The 19,172-nt window shown below is 69.8% G+C and carries 22 protein-coding genes and 2 pseudogenes; 10 read left to right on the top strand and 14 right to left on the bottom strand.

Annotated elements, in window-relative coordinates; genetic code table 11:
• Position 1: 1 nt before the first annotated feature.
• A complete protein-coding gene (locus ACFV7R_RS27120) occupies positions 2-589 on the bottom strand; it encodes a hydrogenase maturation protease (protein ID WP_385267937.1) in 588 nt (195 codons plus the stop codon).
• Positions 586-2,382, bottom strand: a complete 1,797-nt coding sequence (locus ACFV7R_RS27115; protein WP_385267935.1) for an enoyl-CoA hydratase-related protein — start codon at positions 2,380-2,382, stop codon at positions 586-588. Before ACFV7R_RS27115 ends, ACFV7R_RS27120 begins: the two co-directional genes overlap by 4 nt.
• 293 nt (positions 2,383-2,675) lie before the next feature.
• On the opposite strand from ACFV7R_RS27115, the gene ACFV7R_RS27110 reads away from it, so the two are divergent.
• The 5 genes and pseudogenes from ACFV7R_RS27110 to ACFV7R_RS27090 all read left to right on the top strand — a co-directional run bounded on the left by ACFV7R_RS27110 (position 2,676) and on the right by ACFV7R_RS27090 (position 5,357).
• Entirely contained in the window at positions 2,676-3,029 is a 354-nt protein-coding gene (locus tag ACFV7R_RS27110; protein ID WP_385267933.1) for a VOC family protein, read from the top strand.
• Between the two features lie 316 nt (positions 3,030-3,345).
• Positions 3,346-3,714 carry a hypothetical protein gene (locus ACFV7R_RS27105; protein WP_385267931.1) on the top strand — a complete coding sequence of 123 codons (369 nt, stop codon included), beginning with the start codon at positions 3,346-3,348 and terminating at the stop codon, positions 3,712-3,714.
• A gap of 199 nt (positions 3,715-3,913) precedes the next feature.
• Positions 3,914-4,339 (top strand): annotated as a pseudogene (locus ACFV7R_RS27100) (DUF742 domain-containing protein); the annotation flags it as partial.
• A 207-nt stretch (positions 4,340-4,546) separates the two neighbouring features.
• On the top strand, positions 4,547-4,801 hold the full coding sequence (locus ACFV7R_RS27095) for a VOC family protein (protein WP_385268186.1): 255 nt from the start codon (positions 4,547-4,549) through the stop codon (positions 4,799-4,801).
• A 91-nt stretch (positions 4,802-4,892) separates the two neighbouring features.
• Positions 4,893-5,357, top strand: coding sequence for an SRPBCC family protein (locus ACFV7R_RS27090; RefSeq protein ID WP_385267929.1), 465 nt, complete (start codon positions 4,893-4,895; stop codon positions 5,355-5,357).
• 18 nt (positions 5,358-5,375) lie between these two features.
• Here the strand turns inward: ACFV7R_RS27090 and ACFV7R_RS27085 are convergent, their stop codons facing one another.
• A complete protein-coding gene (locus ACFV7R_RS27085; RefSeq protein ID WP_385267927.1) occupies positions 5,376-5,909 on the bottom strand; it encodes a hypothetical protein in 534 nt (177 codons plus the stop codon).
• A gap of 203 nt (positions 5,910-6,112) precedes the next feature.
• On the opposite strand from ACFV7R_RS27085, the gene ACFV7R_RS27080 reads away from it, so the two are divergent.
• The gene (locus ACFV7R_RS27080; protein WP_385267925.1) at positions 6,113-6,655 is read left to right on the top strand and encodes a hypothetical protein; all 543 of its coding nucleotides are present in this window, start codon (positions 6,113-6,115) and stop codon (positions 6,653-6,655) included.
• A 20-nt stretch (positions 6,656-6,675) separates the two neighbouring features.
• On the opposite strand, the gene ACFV7R_RS27075 is transcribed toward ACFV7R_RS27080, so the two are convergent.
• The 9 genes from ACFV7R_RS27075 to ACFV7R_RS27035 all read right to left on the bottom strand — a co-directional run bounded on the left by ACFV7R_RS27075 (position 6,676) and on the right by ACFV7R_RS27035 (position 13,439).
• Positions 6,676-7,149 carry an SRPBCC domain-containing protein gene (locus tag ACFV7R_RS27075; RefSeq protein WP_385267923.1) on the bottom strand — a complete coding sequence of 158 codons (474 nt, stop codon included), beginning with the start codon at positions 7,147-7,149 and terminating at the stop codon, positions 6,676-6,678.
• 86 nt (positions 7,150-7,235) lie between these two features.
• Complete coding sequence (locus tag ACFV7R_RS27070) at positions 7,236-7,466, bottom strand: hypothetical protein (RefSeq protein WP_385267921.1); 231 nt, start codon at positions 7,464-7,466, stop codon at positions 7,236-7,238.
• Positions 7,450-7,701: a DUF6400 family protein gene (locus ACFV7R_RS27065; RefSeq protein WP_385267919.1), complete on the bottom strand. Its 252-nt coding sequence runs from the start codon at positions 7,699-7,701 to the stop codon at positions 7,450-7,452. Before ACFV7R_RS27065 ends, ACFV7R_RS27070 begins: the two co-directional genes overlap by 17 nt.
• 41 nt (positions 7,702-7,742) lie before the next feature.
• Positions 7,743-8,981 (bottom strand): glycerate kinase, encoded by a 1,239-nt coding sequence (locus ACFV7R_RS27060; protein ID WP_385267917.1) that lies wholly within the window; start codon positions 8,979-8,981, stop codon positions 7,743-7,745.
• 11 nt (positions 8,982-8,992) lie between these two features.
• Positions 8,993-10,408 (bottom strand): SLC13 family permease, encoded by a 1,416-nt coding sequence (locus tag ACFV7R_RS27055; RefSeq protein ID WP_385267915.1) that lies wholly within the window; start codon positions 10,406-10,408, stop codon positions 8,993-8,995.
• Positions 10,409-10,482: 74 nt separating this feature from the next.
• Entirely contained in the window at positions 10,483-11,145 is a 663-nt protein-coding gene (locus tag ACFV7R_RS27050; protein WP_129803062.1) for a response regulator transcription factor, read from the bottom strand.
• A 31-nt stretch (positions 11,146-11,176) separates the two neighbouring features.
• Positions 11,177-12,676: an ATP-binding protein gene (locus ACFV7R_RS27045; protein ID WP_385267913.1), complete on the bottom strand. Its 1,500-nt coding sequence runs from the start codon at positions 12,674-12,676 to the stop codon at positions 11,177-11,179.
• Complete coding sequence (locus tag ACFV7R_RS27040) at positions 12,600-12,917, bottom strand: small secreted hydrophilic protein (protein WP_385267911.1); 318 nt, start codon at positions 12,915-12,917, stop codon at positions 12,600-12,602. Before ACFV7R_RS27040 ends, ACFV7R_RS27045 begins: the two co-directional genes overlap by 77 nt.
• A gap of 141 nt (positions 12,918-13,058) precedes the next feature.
• Positions 13,059-13,439 carry a winged helix-turn-helix transcriptional regulator gene (locus tag ACFV7R_RS27035; protein WP_385267909.1) on the bottom strand — a complete coding sequence of 127 codons (381 nt, stop codon included), beginning with the start codon at positions 13,437-13,439 and terminating at the stop codon, positions 13,059-13,061.
• 142 nt (positions 13,440-13,581) lie between these two features.
• Between ACFV7R_RS27035 and ACFV7R_RS27030 the strand changes: the two genes are divergently transcribed.
• The 3 genes and pseudogenes from ACFV7R_RS27030 (at position 13,582) to ACFV7R_RS27020 (ending at position 15,567) form a co-directional block, all read left to right on the top strand.
• Entirely contained in the window at positions 13,582-13,989 is a 408-nt protein-coding gene (locus tag ACFV7R_RS27030; protein ID WP_129803065.1) for a RidA family protein, read from the top strand.
• A gap of 147 nt (positions 13,990-14,136) precedes the next feature.
• Positions 14,137-14,787, top strand: a pseudogene (locus ACFV7R_RS27025) (cytochrome P450); the annotation flags it as partial.
• A gap of 42 nt (positions 14,788-14,829) precedes the next feature.
• Positions 14,830-15,567, top strand: a complete 738-nt coding sequence (locus ACFV7R_RS27020; protein ID WP_385267907.1) for a carbonic anhydrase — start codon at positions 14,830-14,832, stop codon at positions 15,565-15,567.
• A gap of 10 nt (positions 15,568-15,577) precedes the next feature.
• Here the strand turns inward: ACFV7R_RS27020 and ACFV7R_RS27015 are convergent, their stop codons facing one another.
• The gene (locus ACFV7R_RS27015) at positions 15,578-16,795 is read right to left on the bottom strand and encodes an alginate lyase family protein (protein ID WP_385267905.1); all 1,218 of its coding nucleotides are present in this window, start codon (positions 16,793-16,795) and stop codon (positions 15,578-15,580) included.
• Between the two features lie 187 nt (positions 16,796-16,982).
• Between ACFV7R_RS27015 and ACFV7R_RS27010 the strand changes: the two genes are divergently transcribed.
• Complete coding sequence (locus tag ACFV7R_RS27010; protein ID WP_385267903.1) at positions 16,983-18,635, top strand: GMC oxidoreductase; 1,653 nt, start codon at positions 16,983-16,985, stop codon at positions 18,633-18,635.
• A gap of 48 nt (positions 18,636-18,683) precedes the next feature.
• Here ACFV7R_RS27010 and ACFV7R_RS27005 read toward each other — a convergent pair whose 3' ends face one another.
• Positions 18,684-19,109 carry a carboxymuconolactone decarboxylase family protein gene (locus ACFV7R_RS27005; protein WP_385268184.1) on the bottom strand — a complete coding sequence of 142 codons (426 nt, stop codon included), beginning with the start codon at positions 19,107-19,109 and terminating at the stop codon, positions 18,684-18,686.
• Positions 19,110-19,172: the final 63 nt, after the last annotated feature.

Raw genomic sequence — 19,172 nt, 5'->3', positions numbered from 1 at the left:
GTTACCGATCCTGCGTGCCGCCGGCCGCCCCCCGTGGGAGACCGGCCGTGCGCGGCTCGGCGGATTCCTCCGGGCGGCCCAACGGCGGTGTGGCCGCGGGGTCGGCGAGCAGAGCCGGGACCATCGTGTGCAGCGCCGTGACGGCCGGCTCGACCGCCTCCCGGACGGGCGCGCTGAGCCCCGGGACGACGTCCTCGTCGCCGGTCGGCCGTACCTGGGGTTCGCAGGCCAGCAGCAGAACGCGGGGCAGCGGCCCGTCGCCCAGGTGCGCGGCCAGGGCCAGCACCCGGGCCGGGTCCATGCCGTGGGCTTCGGGCGGGGCCGTGACGTCCGGGAGGTCCGGTTCGATCAGGGACAGGGTTCCGGGCCGGTGTCCGCGCGGAGCCGCGTCGACCAGGACCGCGGTGCGGTACCCGTCCAGCAGTTCGTAGGCGAGGTCCAGGCCGCGGATGCCGAAGTCCTTGACACGTACGCCGGGCGGCAGCGGGCGCCTGTCGAGGGCGCGGATCACCTCGGGGCCGAAGGCGTCGTCCGCGAGAAAGATGTTGCCGATGCCCGCCACCAGGAGGCGGGCGGGGTGCGGGCTCACCGGCTGCCTCCGTTGACCGGTTCGCCGGCCAGATCCAGCGGCCGGGCCGAGCCGCTCGGCGTCTTCCGGACGAAGGCGGAGCGCAACGCGTGGTAAGGGGCGGCGGGATCGAAGAAGATGCCGTGCATACGGGTCAGTTCCTCCTGCCGGTACTCGGCGAGCGGCTGTGCCGCCTCGTCGCGTCGGCGTGCCACCGTCTTTGCCGCGATCCGCCGTCCGAGGTCCGGGGCGGCGGCGAGCGCCGTCGCCAGCCGGGCCACCTCGGCGGTGAAGTCCTGCGCGCAGACCGGTACCAGACGGTCCACCAGCCCGATGTCGGCGGCCGTCGCGGCGCTCACCGGCAGGGCCTGGGTCGTCAGCCACTCGGCCGTCTCGGGGCCCACCCGACGCGGCAGCGTGTACGTCCAGAACTCCGATCCGTACAGGCCCATCCTCCGGTAATGCGGATTGAGGACGGCGCCGGTGCGGCACCACACCTCGTCGGCGGCGAGGGCGAACATGGCACCGCCCGCGGCCGCGTTGCCGCCGAGTGCCGCGACCACCAGCCGGTCGGTGGTACGTAGCACCGCCTCGACCAGGTCGTTCATGGCGATGAGATTGGTCCAGGACTCCGCGGCCGGGTCGGCGGATGCCTCGATGACGTTCAGGTGGATGCCGTTGCAGAAGAAGTCGCGCGCACCACCGAGCACCAGCACCGAGGTGGGACGTGTGAGCGCGTACCGGTATGCGGCGAGCAGCCTGCGGCACTGGTCGGTGCTCATGGCCCCGCCGGGGAACGAGAAAGCCAGGAACCCGATGTCGCCGCGCTGCCGGTAGCGGATGTCGGTCCAGGTTCGCCGTCCGGGGACGTGCTCGAGCGGGGCCGCGACCTCCGGAAGCCACGGCGGCCGGTCACCGGCATGCCGGAAGAGGCCGTCCTCCGGCGACCGGACGCCGGGGATGCCGCCCTGCGAAGGGGGCGGAACCGGGATCGAGGCGAGCACGGAGGCCGCCGGGCGGCGGAAGGGCGCCGGATCACCGGAGGCCTTGCGCGGTCTGAGCTCGGGGATCCAGACCGCGCCGTCCCGAGTGGCCCGGCACACCGCGCCCGCACGCGTGGCGAGCAGTTCCCCAGGGCGTCCGCGCAGTTCGTCCTCGATGTACCCGCCGTGCAGGAACACCTCCCGGCCGAGGAGTTCGTCGAGCACCCCGGGCTGCGAGTCGGCCCCGCGCAGCTTGCGCAGCACTGTCTCGGTGCTGTCGCCCTCCCAGTCGATCCGCCGCAGCTCCTGGCGGAAGGGGTCGCGCCGGACCACGTGGACCGACGGGTCGCTCTGCGGCTGCGGTTTGAACGAGCTGTCACCGTACCGCCGCACGGCCAGCAGGAGCGCAGCGACGGCCGCATCGGAGACCTCGTTGCGGTACAGGTCGCTCTTGCCCACCGGCGGCACCTCGAACGGCACTGCCGCCCAGACAGGGCCCGCGTCCATCGCCGCCTCGGCCTGCAGGACCGTCACCCCCCACCGCGGTGCCTCCTCGGCGATGGCCCAGTCCAGGGACGACGGGCCGCGGTCCCCGGGCGGCCCCGGGTGCACGATGAGGCAGATGTGCTCGCGCCAGACGTCCTCGGGCAGTGCCGTCCTGAGCATCGGCGCAATGACCAGCTCCGGGCGTACCTCACGCACGGCGGTGCGGATCGCGGCCGCGCCGTGGGAGGCGAGTACGGCGTCCACCCTGTGCCCCAGGCCGGACAGTTCGGCGTACACGCGCTGGGACAGGCTGTTGAACGTGCTCGCGACGAGGAGAATGTCCATGACCCGGCAGTGTCGTCAGTTCGGTCGATGCCCGGAAGGATCCTCGCCGCGTTTCCCCGCCTCCGCCCGGGCTGTTCCTCCATCCGGTCGTCGTACGCAGCACTGTCGTGCAGCCCGTTCGTACCGTCGAGGCGACGTCTGGAAGGTGTCCCACGCGGTTGCGGGCACGGGTTGCCGTGACGGCGAGGGCCGTGTCCACCGCCCCGGCGAACATCTGTGAACTCACGGCATGGAGGGCTGTGATTGTGTGACAAGTCATCATATGGTTCGAGGCGGACAAAGGGGTGCTCACCATGGCAATCAGGAACGTCTACGCGGTTATGCCCGTCGTGGACTTTGAATCCGCGCGCGGCTGGTACGAACGCCTCTGGGGACGCCCCGCCGACCGCAACCCCATGGACGGCCTGGCGGAGTGGCAGGTCATCGAGGGTGGGGCCATCCAGTTGCTCCGCGACCCCGACCGCGCCGGCTCCGCCATGCTGACGGTGGGAGTCGACGACACCGACGCTCAGGCTGCCGCCGTCGCGGAGCGCGGTCTGGACATGGGGCCCGTCCGGGACACCCCCGGTGGATTCCGCGTCGCAGCCATCGCCGACCCCGCCGGCAATGTCGTCACCTTCGCGCAGGACGTCGGCATCGACGGCTGACCTTCCGCCGCACAAGCCCCCCGCAGGGGAGTGCCGACCTGTCCCGGCACGGCCGCCGAATCCAGCAGCGGTTTCTCGCAGCGCGGGCCACCGGCAACAGCCATCCGCAAAATTGATAACGGGCACAAGTATTTAGGGAAGTGCCGGAACAGGTACCCATAATTGGGATATCGGGGCGGGCGAGTAACACGGCGGGGCCGGTATGGCGCAGACGTACGGGGGCGGGCAAACAGCCCGTCCGCCCCCCGGTCGATCGCGTTTCTCCGCAAGCGGGACATCGTGTCGGTCGGGGCGTTTTCCCTCAGCAATACGTCGGATGGGACTTCTTGTGCGCAGTACTGACCCGGTTCCCGGATACCAGACCTACGACCAGCAGCAGGGCGGCTCAAGCCGCCCCGACCAAGGTGAGGCCACCGCACGGCGGGTGGCCCTGGCCGTCTGCACCGTCGTCGACATCGCCGCCGGATTCCTGCTCCTGTGGGTCCTGCTCCACCTGCTCGACGCCAATCAGTCCAATGTCTTCGTCGAGTTTGTGCACGGAACGGCCGATTGGCTGGCCTGGTGGTCACAGGATATTTTCACAATGGACACAGAAGGCCTACGCACCATCCTCAATTACGGTCTTCCGGCCGTCATGTATTTGCTGATCGGCCACGGAATCGCTGCGCGGCTGAACCGTGCATGAGGAAGTCCGGGTCCCTTTCGAGGGCGAGGGATCGGCGGGTGGCTGCTGCCGGGTGGCGCCGGCAAGCAAGCCTCGGACGAGAACCGGTCCGGATGGAGAAGAGCGGGATGACAAGACGTTGTAGTGGCAGGACCGCGCCAGGGGCGCACGGCGGCTCCCCGGCATCCTCCCGCACCACCTCGAGCAGGACGATCTGATGCCGTCGCCACACGACGCCGACGGGGCCGACGGTCACGCGTCCCGCCCCGCCCCGTCCAGCCGGGGCAACCCTGCGGGCCATGGACGCAGCCCCTTGGTGCGCCCCTACGCCATGACCCGCGGCCGGACCCGGACTCGCTATGACCTGGCCATCGAGACCCTGGTACACACCACGGCGGAACCTGCGCAGCTCAACGACCAGCTGCCCGAGCATCGCAGGATCTGCCAGCTGTGCCGGGAGGTGCGGTCCGTCGCGGAGATCTCCGCACTGCTGCCCGTTCCTCTCGGTGTCGCCCGCGTTCTCGTCGCGGACCTGGCCGAGGCCGGACTCGTGGCTGTCCACCAGCCCGGCGGTACGCAGTCCGGCGACGGCGGGCCCGATGTCACGCTGCTCGAACGGGTGCTCAGCGGGCTTCGCGCCCTCTAGGACGTGTCGCAAAGCCAGCTGCCCTACTGCGCGGCCTACGGCCCTTGCCTGGCGGGCCCGGCCGGGCGAGGGCCTGCAATCACTTCGCCCCTGCTCGCCCCGCCCGGTACGGTCGCGAGGGTGTTCTCGCTGCGGGAGCCCACGAGACCCGCGCGCGGCCCCCGGCAGTTCCCACGCTGAGGGCAGGTTTCGTCAACGGCATGCCGTATCAGTGAGCTCGTGCTCGCTTGCCGGGACCCCGAGGTACTGGCGCGGTTCTGGGGCGAGGTCCTGGACTTCACAGTGCTCGATCGCCTCCTGGCCGCCGGGGCCGAACTCGCCGACATCGGTCAGACCGGGCAGGAGTCCTGGCACGTCCTCGCCGATCCCGAAGGCAACGAGTTCTGTCTGCTCAAGGCCCGCCTCGCCGCGCAGCGGACCGTCCGGCACCAGGCGCTCATTCAGTCGACCGCACTGCGGTGAAGCCGTGATCCTCGGGTACTCGCATGCTGTGCCGAGATCTGCGCGGCGGGCGTCGGCAGCCTGCCGCCATCGATTGCCAAGGAGGCACGAGATGAGCGCCGTCAAGGAATCTGTCGAGGTCGAGGTCCCCCTCGGCACCGCCTACAACCAGTGGACCCAGTTCGAGGAATTCCCCAACTTCATGGAGGGAGTGGAGGAGGTCAGGCAGCTCGATGACCGCCACAACCACTGGATCACCAAGATCGGTGGCGTACGGCGAGAGTTCGACACCGAAATCGTCGACCAGGTACCCGACGACCGGATCACCTGGCGTACCACAAGCGGCGACACCAAGCAGAAGGGCTCCGTCCGCTTCCAGCGCCTCGACGACACGCACACCCGCGTGGAGCTGGTGATGGACGTCGAACCCAGCGGAGCCGCCGAGAAGGCCGCCGACATGACTGGAGTGATCGATCGCCGCATCAAGGGAGACATGCGGCGCTTCAAGGACTACATCGAGCACCGCGGAAGTGAATCGGGAGCCTGGCGCGGACGCATCAAGCCCGGACCCTCCTGACACGGACCCTGTGTCAGGTCACGGTGTCGGGGTCGGCGGTGCTGCCTTCACGGCAGTCTCCAGCAGGCGGTCGGCCAGCCGGGCAAAAGAGGTGCTCAGTACCTCGTCCGTGGTGCGGTCGGCGTAGGTCTGGAAGACCAGGGCAGCCGTCGCCTGGACCACGGGCCTGACGCGCGTCGCGTCGATGGGGAACGGTCCTTGCATCTGAACCGGCACCGGCCACTTCCTCGGCCAGGGAATCCTGGGCGGCTCAGGGCACAGGTCGTCCCCGACCTCCCTGAGAATTTCGGAAGGATCGCCGCCGGCCATGCTGGCGGCGATGGTGGCTTCCGCCACCGCCAAGGACATGTCACGGATGGCGAACAGCATGGCCTCGCGGGGCGGCAGCGGCTGCGGGTTGAGGCCCAGCCGGCCGGCTTCCGTCGAGCGGACACCCACGGCGTCGCTGAACACGGGCTGGCGCGGATTGACGATCTCCCACAGCCGGGGGTCCAGATGTGCCAGCAATTCGAGAACGCGGACGGTCTTGGACGCGCTGGACAGGTCGGTCACGCTCACTCCATCCCTCCGGGACTTGACAGCGCGTGATCGTATGACTCGACGAGACGATCGTTCGTGCATTCCTGCGATCGAGGGCGCGCCCAAGAAGGCGCAACCATTCGGCTATCTGGGGTGTCGTATCTGATAACAGTCATATGCGCACCTTGGGGAACACAATGGCGCGAACAACGACAGCATGGGTAACACTCGCGCTCATGGGCGCCACGTCGGTGGTGGCGGCGGCTCCGGTCGCAGCCGCCCCGGCCGTCACCGCATCGGCCACGGCGTGCCCCACCGGATGGGGCAGCCTGGACAAGGCTCGCGCCTCCGCCACGACGGCGCCGGTCACGAACGTCAGGACCGGCCGCCAGGCCTGCTACGACCGTATGGTCGTCGATGTCCCGGGCGCGGGCAGCAGCGCTCTCGGCTACACAGTCAGGTACGTCGACCGCCTTCACCAGGACGGATCAGGTCGCCCCATACCCGTCGGAGGGCAAGCCGTGCTCGAGGTGCGGGTGGCCGCGCCCAGCTACGATCCCGAAACCGGCGCACCGGCGTATCCCGGCCGGGCGGGGCGTCCGCTGCCGGGCGTGGATCTCACCGGGTACCGCACTTTCAGGGACGCACGGTTCGCCGGCAGCTTCGAGGGCGAGACGCAGATCGGGCTCGGAGTGCGTGCGCGGCTGCCCTTCCGGGTGCTGGTGCTGAACGATCGCGTCGTGGTGGACGTGGCTCACAACTGGACCGGCACGCGCTGAAGGTTCCCTGCCACGGAGGCTCAGCCCGGACGACGCTCACCCGCCTCCACGAGCCGGGCGAGTCGTGCCAGGGCCATGCGGGTGCCCGTCTCGTTGTCGGCGGCGGGCACTGCATCGGGAATGCCCTCGTGCACCACGAGGACGTCCGTCCCGCCGTCCGCGTCGGTGAGCGTGGTGGTCATCGTCATCGTGCCGCGCAGTGCGAGGTCCGCGGTCTCGAACTCCATGACCTCGACCACCTGCTCGCCGGGCACGAGCCTCGCGAAGTGGCCGTGGTAAGTGTCGGTGTGCGGATCCGTCTTGCCGGCGCCGACCGGCATGTCGTAGGTGAGCGAGATGCGGAACGCTCCGCCTTCGCGGGCGTCGAACTCGTGCACCTGACTGCTCATTCCGTCCGGCACCCGCCACTGGGCGACGGCGTCAGCGTCCACGAGCGCCCGATACACGGCCGCACGCGAGGCGTTCACATGCCACGAGACCTGCGTGGAGTACACGGGCCCCAACATAGACGCCCGACGGACGGTCAGGCCTCGCCCACCGCGGATCCGAGTGGTGTCGGTTCCCCTTCCGCGCATGCACCTCAGAAGGGTCTGCCGCGCCTGCCGGGGCGGGTGTCCAGGGTCCAGGTGTGCGTGCAGTTCGGGCACTGGAGGTGTACTCGCGCGCCCTCGTTCGCTATGAGGTAGCGCCAGTGCACCAGGCAGTTGCTGCCCCCGGCGCATGCGGCGCAGTCGCGCGCGTCGTCACAACCGGGACAGGGCACCCAGGCCCGCCGGGCCCGGTCCGCCTGCGGGTCAATGGGGAGCCGCATCGCCCGTGTCCCGTCCCGGCAGCACGCCGGCCTCCACGAGCATGGCGTACATCCGCTCCTGCTCGGCGTCCAGACCGGAGTACAGCAGGGAACGGGCCGCCTCCTCCGACCGCAGCGCGGCGACGGGATCCCAGTGGGGCCCGAGCGCCGCCACCACCTCCGCCCGCCGCCGGGCCTCCTCCACGGTGAGGTCCAGCGTGAAGGTCACGAGGTCGGGGTCGGAGCGGTCACTCATGGTGCGGTGCTTTCGCAGGGAACGTACTGGCCGAGCCACGTCTACCAGAGCGGATCGCCGCACGTGAAGCGAATGTGACTGAGGTCATCGGAGCCATGGGCCGTGGCTTCACCCCCGGACGCTCGCGTGTGAACCGGTAGCCGGGCCCCCAGCAGGATCATCCGCAGGGCGCGCTCGGTGGCGTCGGTGAGGAGTTCCGAGGCCCTTGCCAGTGCCTCGGCGAGGGCCATCGGTGCCGGGAGGATCGCGCTGTAGGCGTCCACGCCGGGCACGTCGTCGGCGCCCTCGCCGAGGGTTCCCGCCAGGGCGAGCACCGGACGTCCGTGCAGTTTGGCGCGGCGCGCCACCTCGGCGGGGACCTTGCCGCGGGGCGTCTGGTGGTCCAGGGCGCCCTCGGCGGTGACGACCAGGTCGGCGCGGGCGAGGCGGGCGTCCAGGTCGAGGTGGTCCAGCAGCACGTCGAAGCGGGGCAGCAGCCGGGCGCCGAGTGCGGCGAGGCCGGCGCCCAGGCCGCCCGAGGCGCCGGTGCCGGGGCCGTGGTGGAGGTCGGTGGTGGTGACGGCGAGGTCGCGGGTGAGGACGTCCGCCCAGTTCTCCAGGCCGGCCGACAACTGCTCGACCTGCGCGGGCGTCGCCCCTTTCTGCGGTCCGAAGACACGGGCCACGCCCCGCTCACCGCACAGCACGTTGTACGGGTTGCAGGCGACGAGGAGTTCCACCTCTCTCACGCGGGGGTCCAGTCCGGACGGGTCGATACGGCTCAGCCGCGTCAACTCCCCTCCCCCGTATGGGAGTTCGCAGCCGTCGGCGTCCAGCAGCCGGGCGCCGAGCGCCTGCAGCACGCCGGCGCCCCCGTCGGACGTCCCCGAGTCGCCGCAGCCGATGAGGATCCGCCGTACGCCGGTGTCGAGTGCGGCGCGGATCAGCTCGCCGACGCCGTACGTCGTGGTGGCACCGGGATCGCGGCGGGCCAGGGGGACGAGGCTCAGGCCGGCGACCGCGGCCATCTCCACGACCGCCGTGTCCCGGGATCCGAGCAGCGCGAAGTGTGTGTCGACCGGCTCGCCGACCGGGCCCGTGGCGGGCAGTGCGACGAGCCGTCCGCCGGTCGCGGCCGACAGTGCGGCGGCCGTGCCCTCGCCGCCGTCGACCAGGGGAATCCGGTCGATCCAGGCGTCCGGCAGGACCCGGCGCACGCCTGCCGCGATGGCGTCGGCGGCGGCCTCGGCGGACAGGGACTCCTTGAAGCCGCTGGGGGCGACGACGACACGGGTCAGCATGGGACCAGCTCCTAACGGACGACGGGGACGCCGAGCAGCGGCCACACCGCGACGGCGAAGAGCAGGACGAGCGCGGCGGTCAGCGGTGCCAGGACGGCGGACAGCCGCAGCAGGTCGCGTGGGGTGTAGGTGGGAGCACCGGGGATGTCGGCGAAGAGGGTGACCGGCTTCGCGGAGGCCGGAAGCGTGTGGCAGAAGCCGGCGGCTGCGGTGGAGGCGAGCGCGGCCGCGACCGGGTTGACTCCGGCGCCGACGGCGGCTGCCACCACCAGCGGAACCAGCACCGAGGAGCGGGCGGAGCGGGACTGCAGCACCAGATGGGCCGCCGTGCTGACCACGACCACGACGGTCAGGAACACCACCGGGGTGACGTCCGCGGGCAGGCCGGAGACCACCCACCGCGCCGCGCCCGAGTCGGCGAGCGCCACGCCCATGGCCATGGTCGCGGCCATGAACAGCAGCAGTGACCAGGGCACCGTCTTCAGAGCGTCCTTCAGCCGTACGGTGCCGAGGGCGGGCGAGGACGCCACGACCGCGCCGATCAACGCGACGACCGCAGGCGGAACTTGGTGCAGCGACTCGCTGCACCACAGGACGACCACCGTGCCCAGCAGCAGGGCACAGCGCTTCTCGGCCTGTGTCCAGGGCCCGGTGACCGGGCTCTTGCTGTGCTCCTGGATCTCCTCGGCGGTGATGTGCACGGCAGCCCGGCGGTCCGCACGCCGCGTGGTGGTCAGCAGCACGGCTTCGGCGGCGAGGTGGGAGGAGGCCACGGCCAGGGGCAGCCCGAGCAGCAGCCACTGGGTGAAGCCGATCCGCTCGCCGGCCGCCTCCCACAGCACCGACACGGTGATCAGGTGTGCTCCGGCACCGATCAGCGTCGCCACCGCCGACAGCAGGATCACCGTGGGGAACAGCAACGCCAGCATCACGACCAGGCGCCTGCGGTCGGCGAACGCCTTGGCGAGGGCGAGGAACACCGGCAGGGCGAGCGCGGCCCGGCCCGAGGTGGCCGGCACCGCGAACGCCGTGACGACCAGCGCCGCCGTCGTCAGGTGCACCAACTGGCGCACGGTGCGCGCCCCGCCCACCAGGAACACCGCCGCCCGGCCCGCGATCCCGGTCCGGGTCACCGCGGCGGCCAGGACGAAGGCACAGATCAGCAGCCACACGGTCGGGTCACCGAGCGTGCCGAACAACGTGGCGCTGCTGATCACCCCGGTCACCGTCAGCGCGAGCCCGGCACCCAGCGCGATGTAGGTGTCGTCGACCGGCGTACCGATCCAGGCGCAGGTCGCCAGGGCGAACACGGCGAGGGTGAGGCGGGCCTGCCCGCTCATGCCGGGGAAGTTGTCGGGGACCGCGAGCAGCGCGCACAGGGACAGCGCCACGCACAGTGCTGCGGTCGTACGGAGGTTCAGGGTCACGTCATCGAGAATTCACGCGGCCGGTGAGTGAGCAATGAGCCTCGGATGAAGGAAACCTCACGCACACGCCGGCCTCATACCGGCAGTCGGTACCCCATCCCGCGGACCGTCTCCACCGCTTGCGCACCCAGCTTCTTGCGCAGCGCCCGTACGTACACGTCCACGATGTTGGACCCGGGATCGAAGTCGTACCCCCACACGTGGGACAGGATCTGCTCGCGGGACAGGACCTGCCCCGGATGCCTCAGGAACAGCTCCAGCAGCACGAACTCACGGGCCGTCAGGTCGACGGTCCGCTCCCCCGCCCGGGCCCGGCGGGTACGCAGGTCCAGGGTGAGCGAGCCCGAGCGCAGCACCGTCACCTCGGGTGCCCTGGCCGCCGTACGCAGCCTGAGCCGCACCCGTGCGAGCAGCTCCTCGAAGCGGAACGGCTTGGTCATCCAGTCGTCGGCGCCGCCCTCCAGACCGGCCACGGTGTCGCGTACGGAGTCCCGCGCGGTCAGCACGATCACCGGGACCGTCACCCGGGCTTCGCGCAGCTCGCGCAGGACGGTGAAGCCGTCCCGGCCGGGCAGGCCGATGTCGAGGACGACCAGGTCGAAGCCGCCGGTCAGGGCGTACTCGTAGGCCGTGTCGCCGTCGCCGACGACGGTGGTGGTGAAGCCGCCTGCGCGCAGGCCCTTCTCGACGAAGGAGGCGATGCGTTCCTCGTCCTCGACGATGAGAATGCGGTTCACGTGCGTACCTCTGCCGCTTTCCGGGTCCTGTTCACGGGCGTGTCTCTTCCAGGGTGAGTACGAAGGTGGCGCCGCCGCCCTCGGTGGCGTGCAGGCGCACGCGGCCGCCGTGCGCCTCGGCGATCGCGCGGACGATGGACAGTCCGAGCCCGGCACCGGAGCCGCGGGCGCCGCGGCGGGCGGTGCCGCGCCGGAACCGTTCGAAGATGACCTTGGTGTCCTGCGACTGGACGCCGGGTCCGGAGTCGGCGACATACAGCTCCACGCGCGGGCCGTCGGTGCGCGAGCCGATGCGGATGGTCTGACCGGGCGCGGTGTGCTGCACGGCGTTCTGCGCGAGCTGCACCATCGCCTGCGTGATGCGCTGGGGGTCCAGTTCGGCCTCGCGGTCGGCGACCTCGGCGAGCTGCCAGTCGCGGTCGCCGAGCGTGCGGGCCTTGACGTAGACGTCGGCGGTGAGCTCGGCCAGCTGGACCGGCTCGGGGGTGACGAAGTCGGGGCGCTCGGCCTTGGCGAGGAGCAGCAGGTCCTCCACGATGCGGCTCATCCGGTCCAGCTCGTCGGTGACCAGACGCAGGGTCTCCTCACGCTCGGCCGGGTCGTTGCCCATCAGTTCCAGGTGCCCGCGCACGATGGTGATCGGCGTGCGCAGCTCGTGCCCGGCGTCGTCGACGAACTCGCGCTGGGCCGCGAAGGCGCGCTCCAGCCGGTCGAGCATCGCGTTGAACGTCTCGGCGAGCGCGGCCACGTCGTCCCGGCCGCGCACCGGGATACGCCGGGTGAGGTCCTGCTCGGTGAGCTGCGCGGCAGCCGTACGGACCAGTCGTACGGGTTTCAGGATCCGTCCGGCGACGACCCAGCCGATGCCGGTGGTCAGTACGAGGGCGACTCCGGAGATCGCGAGCAGTATGCGGAACACCGCGTTCGCGCGCTGCCGTTCGCGCTCGGGGTGGAAGGCGACGACGAACGCGGCGTCCGGTTCGCTGCCGGGCCGGGCGACGGCGACCTTGGCCCAGCGGATCTCGCCCGACGGCCGGTGCAGGGTGCCGGTGGAGCCGGGCGCCTCGAAGATCCGGCGCCGGGCGCCTGCGTCCTCGTACAGGGGCACGGCGACGGGAATGTCCCGCGGCTGGAAGATCTGCGCGGGGCCGCGGTCCGACCGGCCCACCAGCCCGATCAGTTCCTCGTCGGGGTCGGCGTTCTGCCGTTCCAGGAAGACCCGCAGCAGCCGGGCCGGATCGGTGAACGGGCGGCCGGTCGCCGGATCGACGCCCCGGTCCACGAAGTTGGTGAACTCACCCGCCTCCTGGGCCAGCAGACCGTTGATCCGGTGGTGTGCGTCCCGCAGCAGGATCGAGCGCGTGGTCGTGGCGACCGAGGCCAGCGCGACCGCCATGACGAGCAGCAGCCACAGCACGATCCGGAGGCGGGCGGAGACCCGCCTGCGCCGTCCGTCAGCCGTCGTCGGCTCCGTCGTCGGCTCCGTCGTCCCCGGCCGGGTGGTCTGCGGAGGGCCGGCTGCGGTCGTCATCGTCATCGTCGTCATCCGGGGGGCTGTCGGTCACTTCGGGCCTCGGGACCGCCTCGTCACTCGGGGTCGGCCCGGGCCGCGTGGGTGTGGGCGTGGCCATGGGGGAACCACTGTCCAGGTCCACCTGGGAGGGAACCTCCAAAGGGCGCGGGCTGTCTGCGAGAGCGAAACTGGTCGCGGCGATACCGACGGGAATCACCACAACCGCGGCGAGGGCCGCCAACCGACGAGAGAAGACCATGCGTCCGATCCTGCGGTCGGCACCGGGCGGGCAGGATGAGCGCCGGATGAGGAATTCTTCATCCACGCCCCACCGCACCGGCGCCTCATCGAGCTCTCCCGCCCTTCCGGCCACCGCGGCCCTGCCGCTTCCCTGCACACATCAGGCCTCGAAGCGGCGGCGGGAGGCCTCGATGTGACCGAGGTACTGGTGGGTCCAGTCGCACATCCCATGGACCAGCTCTCGCAGGGCTCGGCCCGGCTCGGTGAGGGTGTACTCGACCCGCGGCGGCACGGTGGGGTACACGCACCGCTCGACCAGGCCGTTGCGCTCCAGCATGCGCAGGTTCTGGGTGAGCATCTTGTGGCTGACGCCCTCGATCTCGTTCCGCAGCTCGCTGAAGCGCAGCGTGCGGTCACCCAGGGCGTCGATGATCAGGAGCGCCCACTTGTTGGCCACGTCCGAGAAGATCTCCCGCGCCAAGGAGTCCGCGCGCGTCAGGTCTGCATCCGCGGGCGAGCCCCTGAACTGCTTGGTCACCATCCGGTTCCCCAGTCACTGAAAAGTGCGTTCTTCCATGTCAGCGGCAACTCTCCTACGGTTCCTGAGTAACCACAAGAGAGCACACGCTTCCTGGATCGGTGGAAGCGAGCCCACGGGCTCTCATGCCAAGGAGGCAGACAGCATGTCCATCACCCTGGTGAACCCCAGCGGACTGCCCGAGATCGATGCCTACCGGCAGGTGTCGATCGCGACCGGATCGAAGCTGGTCTTCATCGCCGGGCAGGTCGCCTGGGATGCCGACGGGGTCACGGTCGGCGAAGGTGACCTCGCCGCTCAGGTCGAGCAGTGCTACCTCAACATCGGCACCGCTCTGGCCGAGGTCGGTGCTTCCTTCGACGACGTGGCGAAGCTGACCGTCTACGTCGTCGACTGGACCCCCGACAAGATGCCCCTCTTCCTGGAAGGGGCCGCACGCGCGGCCGCGAAGCTGGGAGTCACCCCGGTACCGCCGGGCACGCTGCTGGGCGTGGCAGCACTGGACGTACCCGACCATTTGGTCGAGGTCGAGGCCACGGCGGTCATCGACTGAGCAGCCGCGTGGCGGAGGACACGCGCCGATGCTGGATTGCGCAGGGTAGTGATCAGGGAGTGATACGGGCGCTCGTGATCATTTCGAAGAGAGCACGACCCGTGACGCTCGTAGCGCCTCCCCCATACCCAAAGCGGCGAGAACTACGGCCCACTCGTAGAGATCACCCTCCAGCCAGGGACCCGCACGCTGATCGTGCAGGATCCTGCACTCATCCGCACCATGCTCGTCGACCTCGGCTCCGGCCTCGCCAAGGGCCGCTTCTTCGAGAAGACGGGCCAACTGCTGGGCGACTCCGTGGTCACCGCCGCCGGGCAGGAACACGTTCACAAACGACGGCAGCTGCAGCCGGCCTTCGCCCGTCCCGAGATCGCCCGCTACGCCGACATCATGCGCGGCGAGACGACCACCGCCGTCGACGCCCGGGCGCCGGGCCAAACCCTCGAGGTGCGCGAGGCGATGGTCAAGCTCTCGCTCGACATGCTCGCCAAGACCGTCTTCTCGGGCAGCCTTGACGAGCAGACGTTCCGTCGGCTGCGCCAGGACCTGTCCGTGGTGATGAACGGCGTCGGCGTGCGCATCATGCTGCCCGACTGGATCGAGCGACTGCCGCTGCCGTTCGACCGCCGCTTCACCGAGGCGCGCGATGCCGTACGGTCCCGCCGGACGCCGCGCTCCCCGGGGCCTGACAGGAACAACAGGCTCCGATCGTCCGAGTTACAAGACAACCCCTGCACCCCACCAAACACAGACCAACCCGCGGCCAAGAAATCTCCATGCCGGTTCATGATTCAGTAGCGTGAACGAGCGGGCGCCGGACTCGGGCATACGTTCTGCGCCGTGAACTCCGATTCCACTCCCCGCAGAGCCGCCGCGGTGACTCCCGCCCGCCGTGCTCTCCTGCGCACCGCACTGACCGGTGCCGCCGCCCTCGGTGCAGGCTTCGCCGTGGCCTCCCCCGCATCCGCCGCATCCTCGACCGCGCGACCGCGTCCCAGTACTCCCGGCCAGGCCCTGCGGGAGCTGGCGGCGGGCAATGTGCGGTGGCGCACCTATCGTGAGCAGCATCCGGACGAGACGCCCGCCGTCCGTCAGGCGCTGACGTCGGGTCAGCATCCCTTCGCGGTGGTGCTCGGGTGTGTCGATTCCCGTGTTCCTCCGGAGCTGGTCTTCGACCAGGGGCTAGGGGACCTGCTCACCGTGCGCACGGCCGGTGAGGTGCTGGACGAGGCCGTGCTCGGCAGCATCGCGTACGGGGTGCTCGAACTGGCGATACCGCTGGTCCTGGTGCTCGGGCACCAGTCGTGCGGTGCCGTGCGGGCCGCCGTGGACGCCGACGAGTCCGGGGAGCCGCTGCCCGCCCACATCCAGTACCTCGCCGACCAGATAGCACCGGCCATAGACCACACCGAGGAGGGCGACGCCCGCGTCGACGCGGCGATCGACGCGAACGTACGGCTCGTCCGTTCGCGGCTGGCGGCCGAGCCCGACCTCGCCGCCAAGGTGAGCGCCGGTCAACTCGCCATCGTCGGTGCCCGCTACGAGCTGACCAGCCAGGTGGTGCACCACATCACCTGACCTGACCGCTTCAGTCGGGGTTGTCGCCGTGGGTGAGCGTCTCCCAGGCCACGAACAGGTTGTTGCTGCCGGCCGGGCGGTTCCGCTCGGTCAGCGCCTGGGTGTTGGTCATGGCGTGGCCGAGCCGGTTGTGCATCGCGTTGTAGCCGACCTCGGTCACCGGGCCGAGTCCGAGGTGCAGGGAACCGCGGCACAGCCAGGCCGGGACGGCCGCGCCCAGTTCGTACTTGGCCTGGAAGCCGAGCGCGTGCCGCAGCCGTTCGCCCACGTCGGTGCCGTACAGGTCCTGGCCCTGGATCCGGCTGGTCTCGGCGACGTGCGAGATCGCGGAGATGCCGTATCCCGTGTGCGTGAAGTCCCGGCAGGTCTCCTGGGTGAGGCCGGTGACGAAGGTGGACTGGCCCTGCCAGTAGTTGACGATCTTCTCGCGGGTGTCGAGGTTCTGGCTGGGGACGGTCTTCGGCAGTTCCCCGTCGGAGGCGAGGTAGACGTAGGCGGCCGTGCGGGTGCGGAACTTCGCCATCGCCTTGTCGTACGACGCCTTGTCCTCGAGGAAGACGGAGATGCCGATCGCGGCCTCCATCATCGACAGTTCCCAGTTCCCGTTGGAGTTGGACCCGTTGATGATCTCGGGCAGGTAGACGGTGCGGAGCATGGTGGCGAAGCGGCCGGAGTTGGCCCAGGTGCCGGTGTACGTGTACTTGATGATCTCGGCGGCCTTCGGCCAGGAGGAGCCGGCCCAGCCGGTCTGCAGGGGTGCGTTGCTGTTGGTGTGGTCCCGGATCACGGCCGACCAGGCGTCCATCAGCTCGATGGCCTTCTTCGCGTGCCGCTCGTCGCGGGTGATGTACCAGGCGAGCGCGTGGGTGTAGGCGGCGATCGCGTCCTCGCGCTCGTCGGTGCAGCCGTTGTTGGGGTTGGAGTACGAGCCGCACTCGACGATCGCGCGGGGTCTGGGTGTGCGGTTCAGGTCGGCGTACTTGCTCGCCGTCATCCGGTCGAAGGCACCCTTCCAGGGCTGGGCGCCGGAGTTGACTTTGTTTCGGGTGAAGTCCAACTGGCTCCGGGAGACGGTCACTCCGGGGTGGACGAAGGTGGCCGGGGCTGCGTCGGCGTGAGGTGCGCCGGGCCAGGTGAGCAGTCCCGCCACGAGAGCGGCGGTGGTGGCTCCCAGGGTGAGGAGGGACGCACGGGACTTGCGGCGGTGTCGGGCGGGGGCGTGTGCCATACGAGTCCGTTCTTCTATGTGAACGACAGGTGGGGGACTGAACACGCGCGCTGCCGAGACCATAGGTACGGACCAACCCCTCGTCAAGGGGTGAAGAAAGAAAGCAAGTTACCTCCGGGTGTGTCGTGACTTATCGCGCAAGTGGCAGTAAAACCCGCTTCGACCACTCGAAGCAGAGGAGTGCTGTATGAGCGCTGACCTCCAGAACAGAGGCCATCACAGAGGGAGTTCCCGCCGTCGATTCATCATTGGAACCAGTTCTGTTCTTGGTGCGGCTGCGATCGGGAGCAGCAACATTCCCACTTCCGCCTCGGCGGCTGCGTCCCGAAGCAGCAGCGCCGTCATCGCACCGGATGCCCGCGTTCCCGCCCTGGTGATCGGCAGCGGATACGGCGGCTCGGTCGCCGCACTGCGGCTCGCTCAGGCGGGCGTCGACGTCCACGTCGTCGAGATGGGAATGGCCTGGGACACCCCGGGCCCGGACGGCAGGATCTTCGCCAACACCACCCGTCCCGACTACCGGTCCTTCTGGCTGCGCACCCGCACCCGACAACCCCTGAGCAACTTCCTGGGCTATCCGCTCGACAAGGACGTACCCCGCTACACCGGAATCCTGGACGCCGAGGACATGGGCGGGATCATCGTCTATCAGGGACGTGGTGTCGGTGGCGGGTCACTGGTCAACGGCGGTATGGCCGTCACGCCGAAACGGGAGAACTTCGGTGCCGTCCTGCCCTCGGTCGACGCCGACGAGATGTACGACGTGTACTACCCGCGCGCCAACACCGGCCTCGGCGTCAGCACCATCGACCCGGCGTGGTTCGAGACCGCCGCGTGCTACCAGTACGCCCGCGTCGGCCGAAAGCACGCCGAGCGTTCCGGTTTCCCTTTCCTTTTCGTGCCCGACGTCTACGACTGGGAGTACATGAAGCAGGAAGCCGCCGGTACGGTCCCCAGGTCGGCGCTGGCCGGAGAGATCCTGTACGGCAACAACCACGGGAAGAAAACCCTGCAGAAGACCTATCTCGCCCAGGCCAGAGCCACGGGAAAGGTCACCGTCTCGCCCCTGCACCGCGTCACGACGGTCACTCCCGCGGGCACCGGCGGCTATCTGGTCGGCATCGAGCAACTCGACACCACCGGCGCCGTCACGGCGACGAAGACGGTGACCGCGGACCGCGTCTTCTTCGCCGCCGGCAGCGTGGGAACCAGCAAACTGCTGGTCCGGCTGAAGGCAACCGGGGCGCTGCCGGGGCTGAACGGCGAGGTCGGCAAGGGCTGGGGCGACAACGGCAACGTCATGTGCGGACGCGCCAACCACATGTGGGATCCGACCGGCGCCCTGCAGTCCGCCATTCCCACCGCCGGAATCGACAACTGGGCCACGGGCGGAGCATTCGCGGAAGTCGCCCCGCTGCCCACGGGAATCGAGACCTACGCCTCGTTCTATCTGTCGATCACCAAGAACCCGCACCGCGCCCAGTTCTCCTGGAACGCGGCGAGCGGGAAAGTGGAGCTGAACTGGCAGACGGCCTGGAAACAGCCGTCCATCGACATGGCCAAGTCCATATTCGACCGGATCAACGCCAAAGAGGGGACGATCTACCGGACCGATCTCTTCGGCGCGTACAAGATCTGGGGCGACCACCTCACGTACCACCCTCTGGGCGGTGCGGTGCTCAGCAAGGCGACGGACAACTACGGCCGTCTGCACGGCCATTCGGGTCTCTACGTCATCGACGGTTCGCTGATCCCCGGCAACGCCAGCGTGAATCCCTTCGTCACCATCACGGCGCTCGCCGAACGGAACATCGAAGAGATCATCGCCGCTGATCTGTGATCGTCCCGCTTCCGGCGGGCCGAGGTCTCCGCGTGGCCTCGGCCCGCCTCACGGCCGGGGCAGGACGCAGACCGTGTCGAGCCCGAGCACATGGTTGAGCCGGCCGAACGCCAGCCACGACCCGATGCTCATGCTCAACTCCACGATCTCGGCCTGGCTGTAGTGCGCCGTCATCCGGCTCCAGAACTCCTCGTCGAGGTGGTGATGGTCCACGGCGTAGCGTTCGGCGTACTCGGCGGCCAGCCGGGTCCGTTCGTCGAAGGCGTCCGTGGTGCGCCAGGAGGCGACAGCCTCGGCGAAGTCCTCGCCGACCTTCCGTCCGTCCCGCTCGGTGCGCCAGTCCAGGCAGAAGGCGCAGCCGTTGATCTGCGCGATGCGCAGCCGCGCGGCCTCGAACTCGTTCAGGCCCAGGGTCGTGTGGGCGTACACGGCCAGCGAGAAGTTCGATGCGGCCGTGCCGATGTCGGGGACCATCGCGCCCCACACGTACGGGATGGGGTCCGCTCCGTCGGGGATGTCGATGCGCAGGGTCACCGC

The organism is Streptomyces sp. NPDC059866 (assembly GCF_042731325.1).
Taxonomy (GTDB): domain Bacteria; phylum Actinomycetota; class Actinomycetes; order Streptomycetales; family Streptomycetaceae; genus Streptomyces; species Streptomyces flavusporus.
The sequence above is the reverse complement of the archived record's forward strand: the minus strand, read 5'-3'. Positions and strand labels throughout refer to the sequence as shown.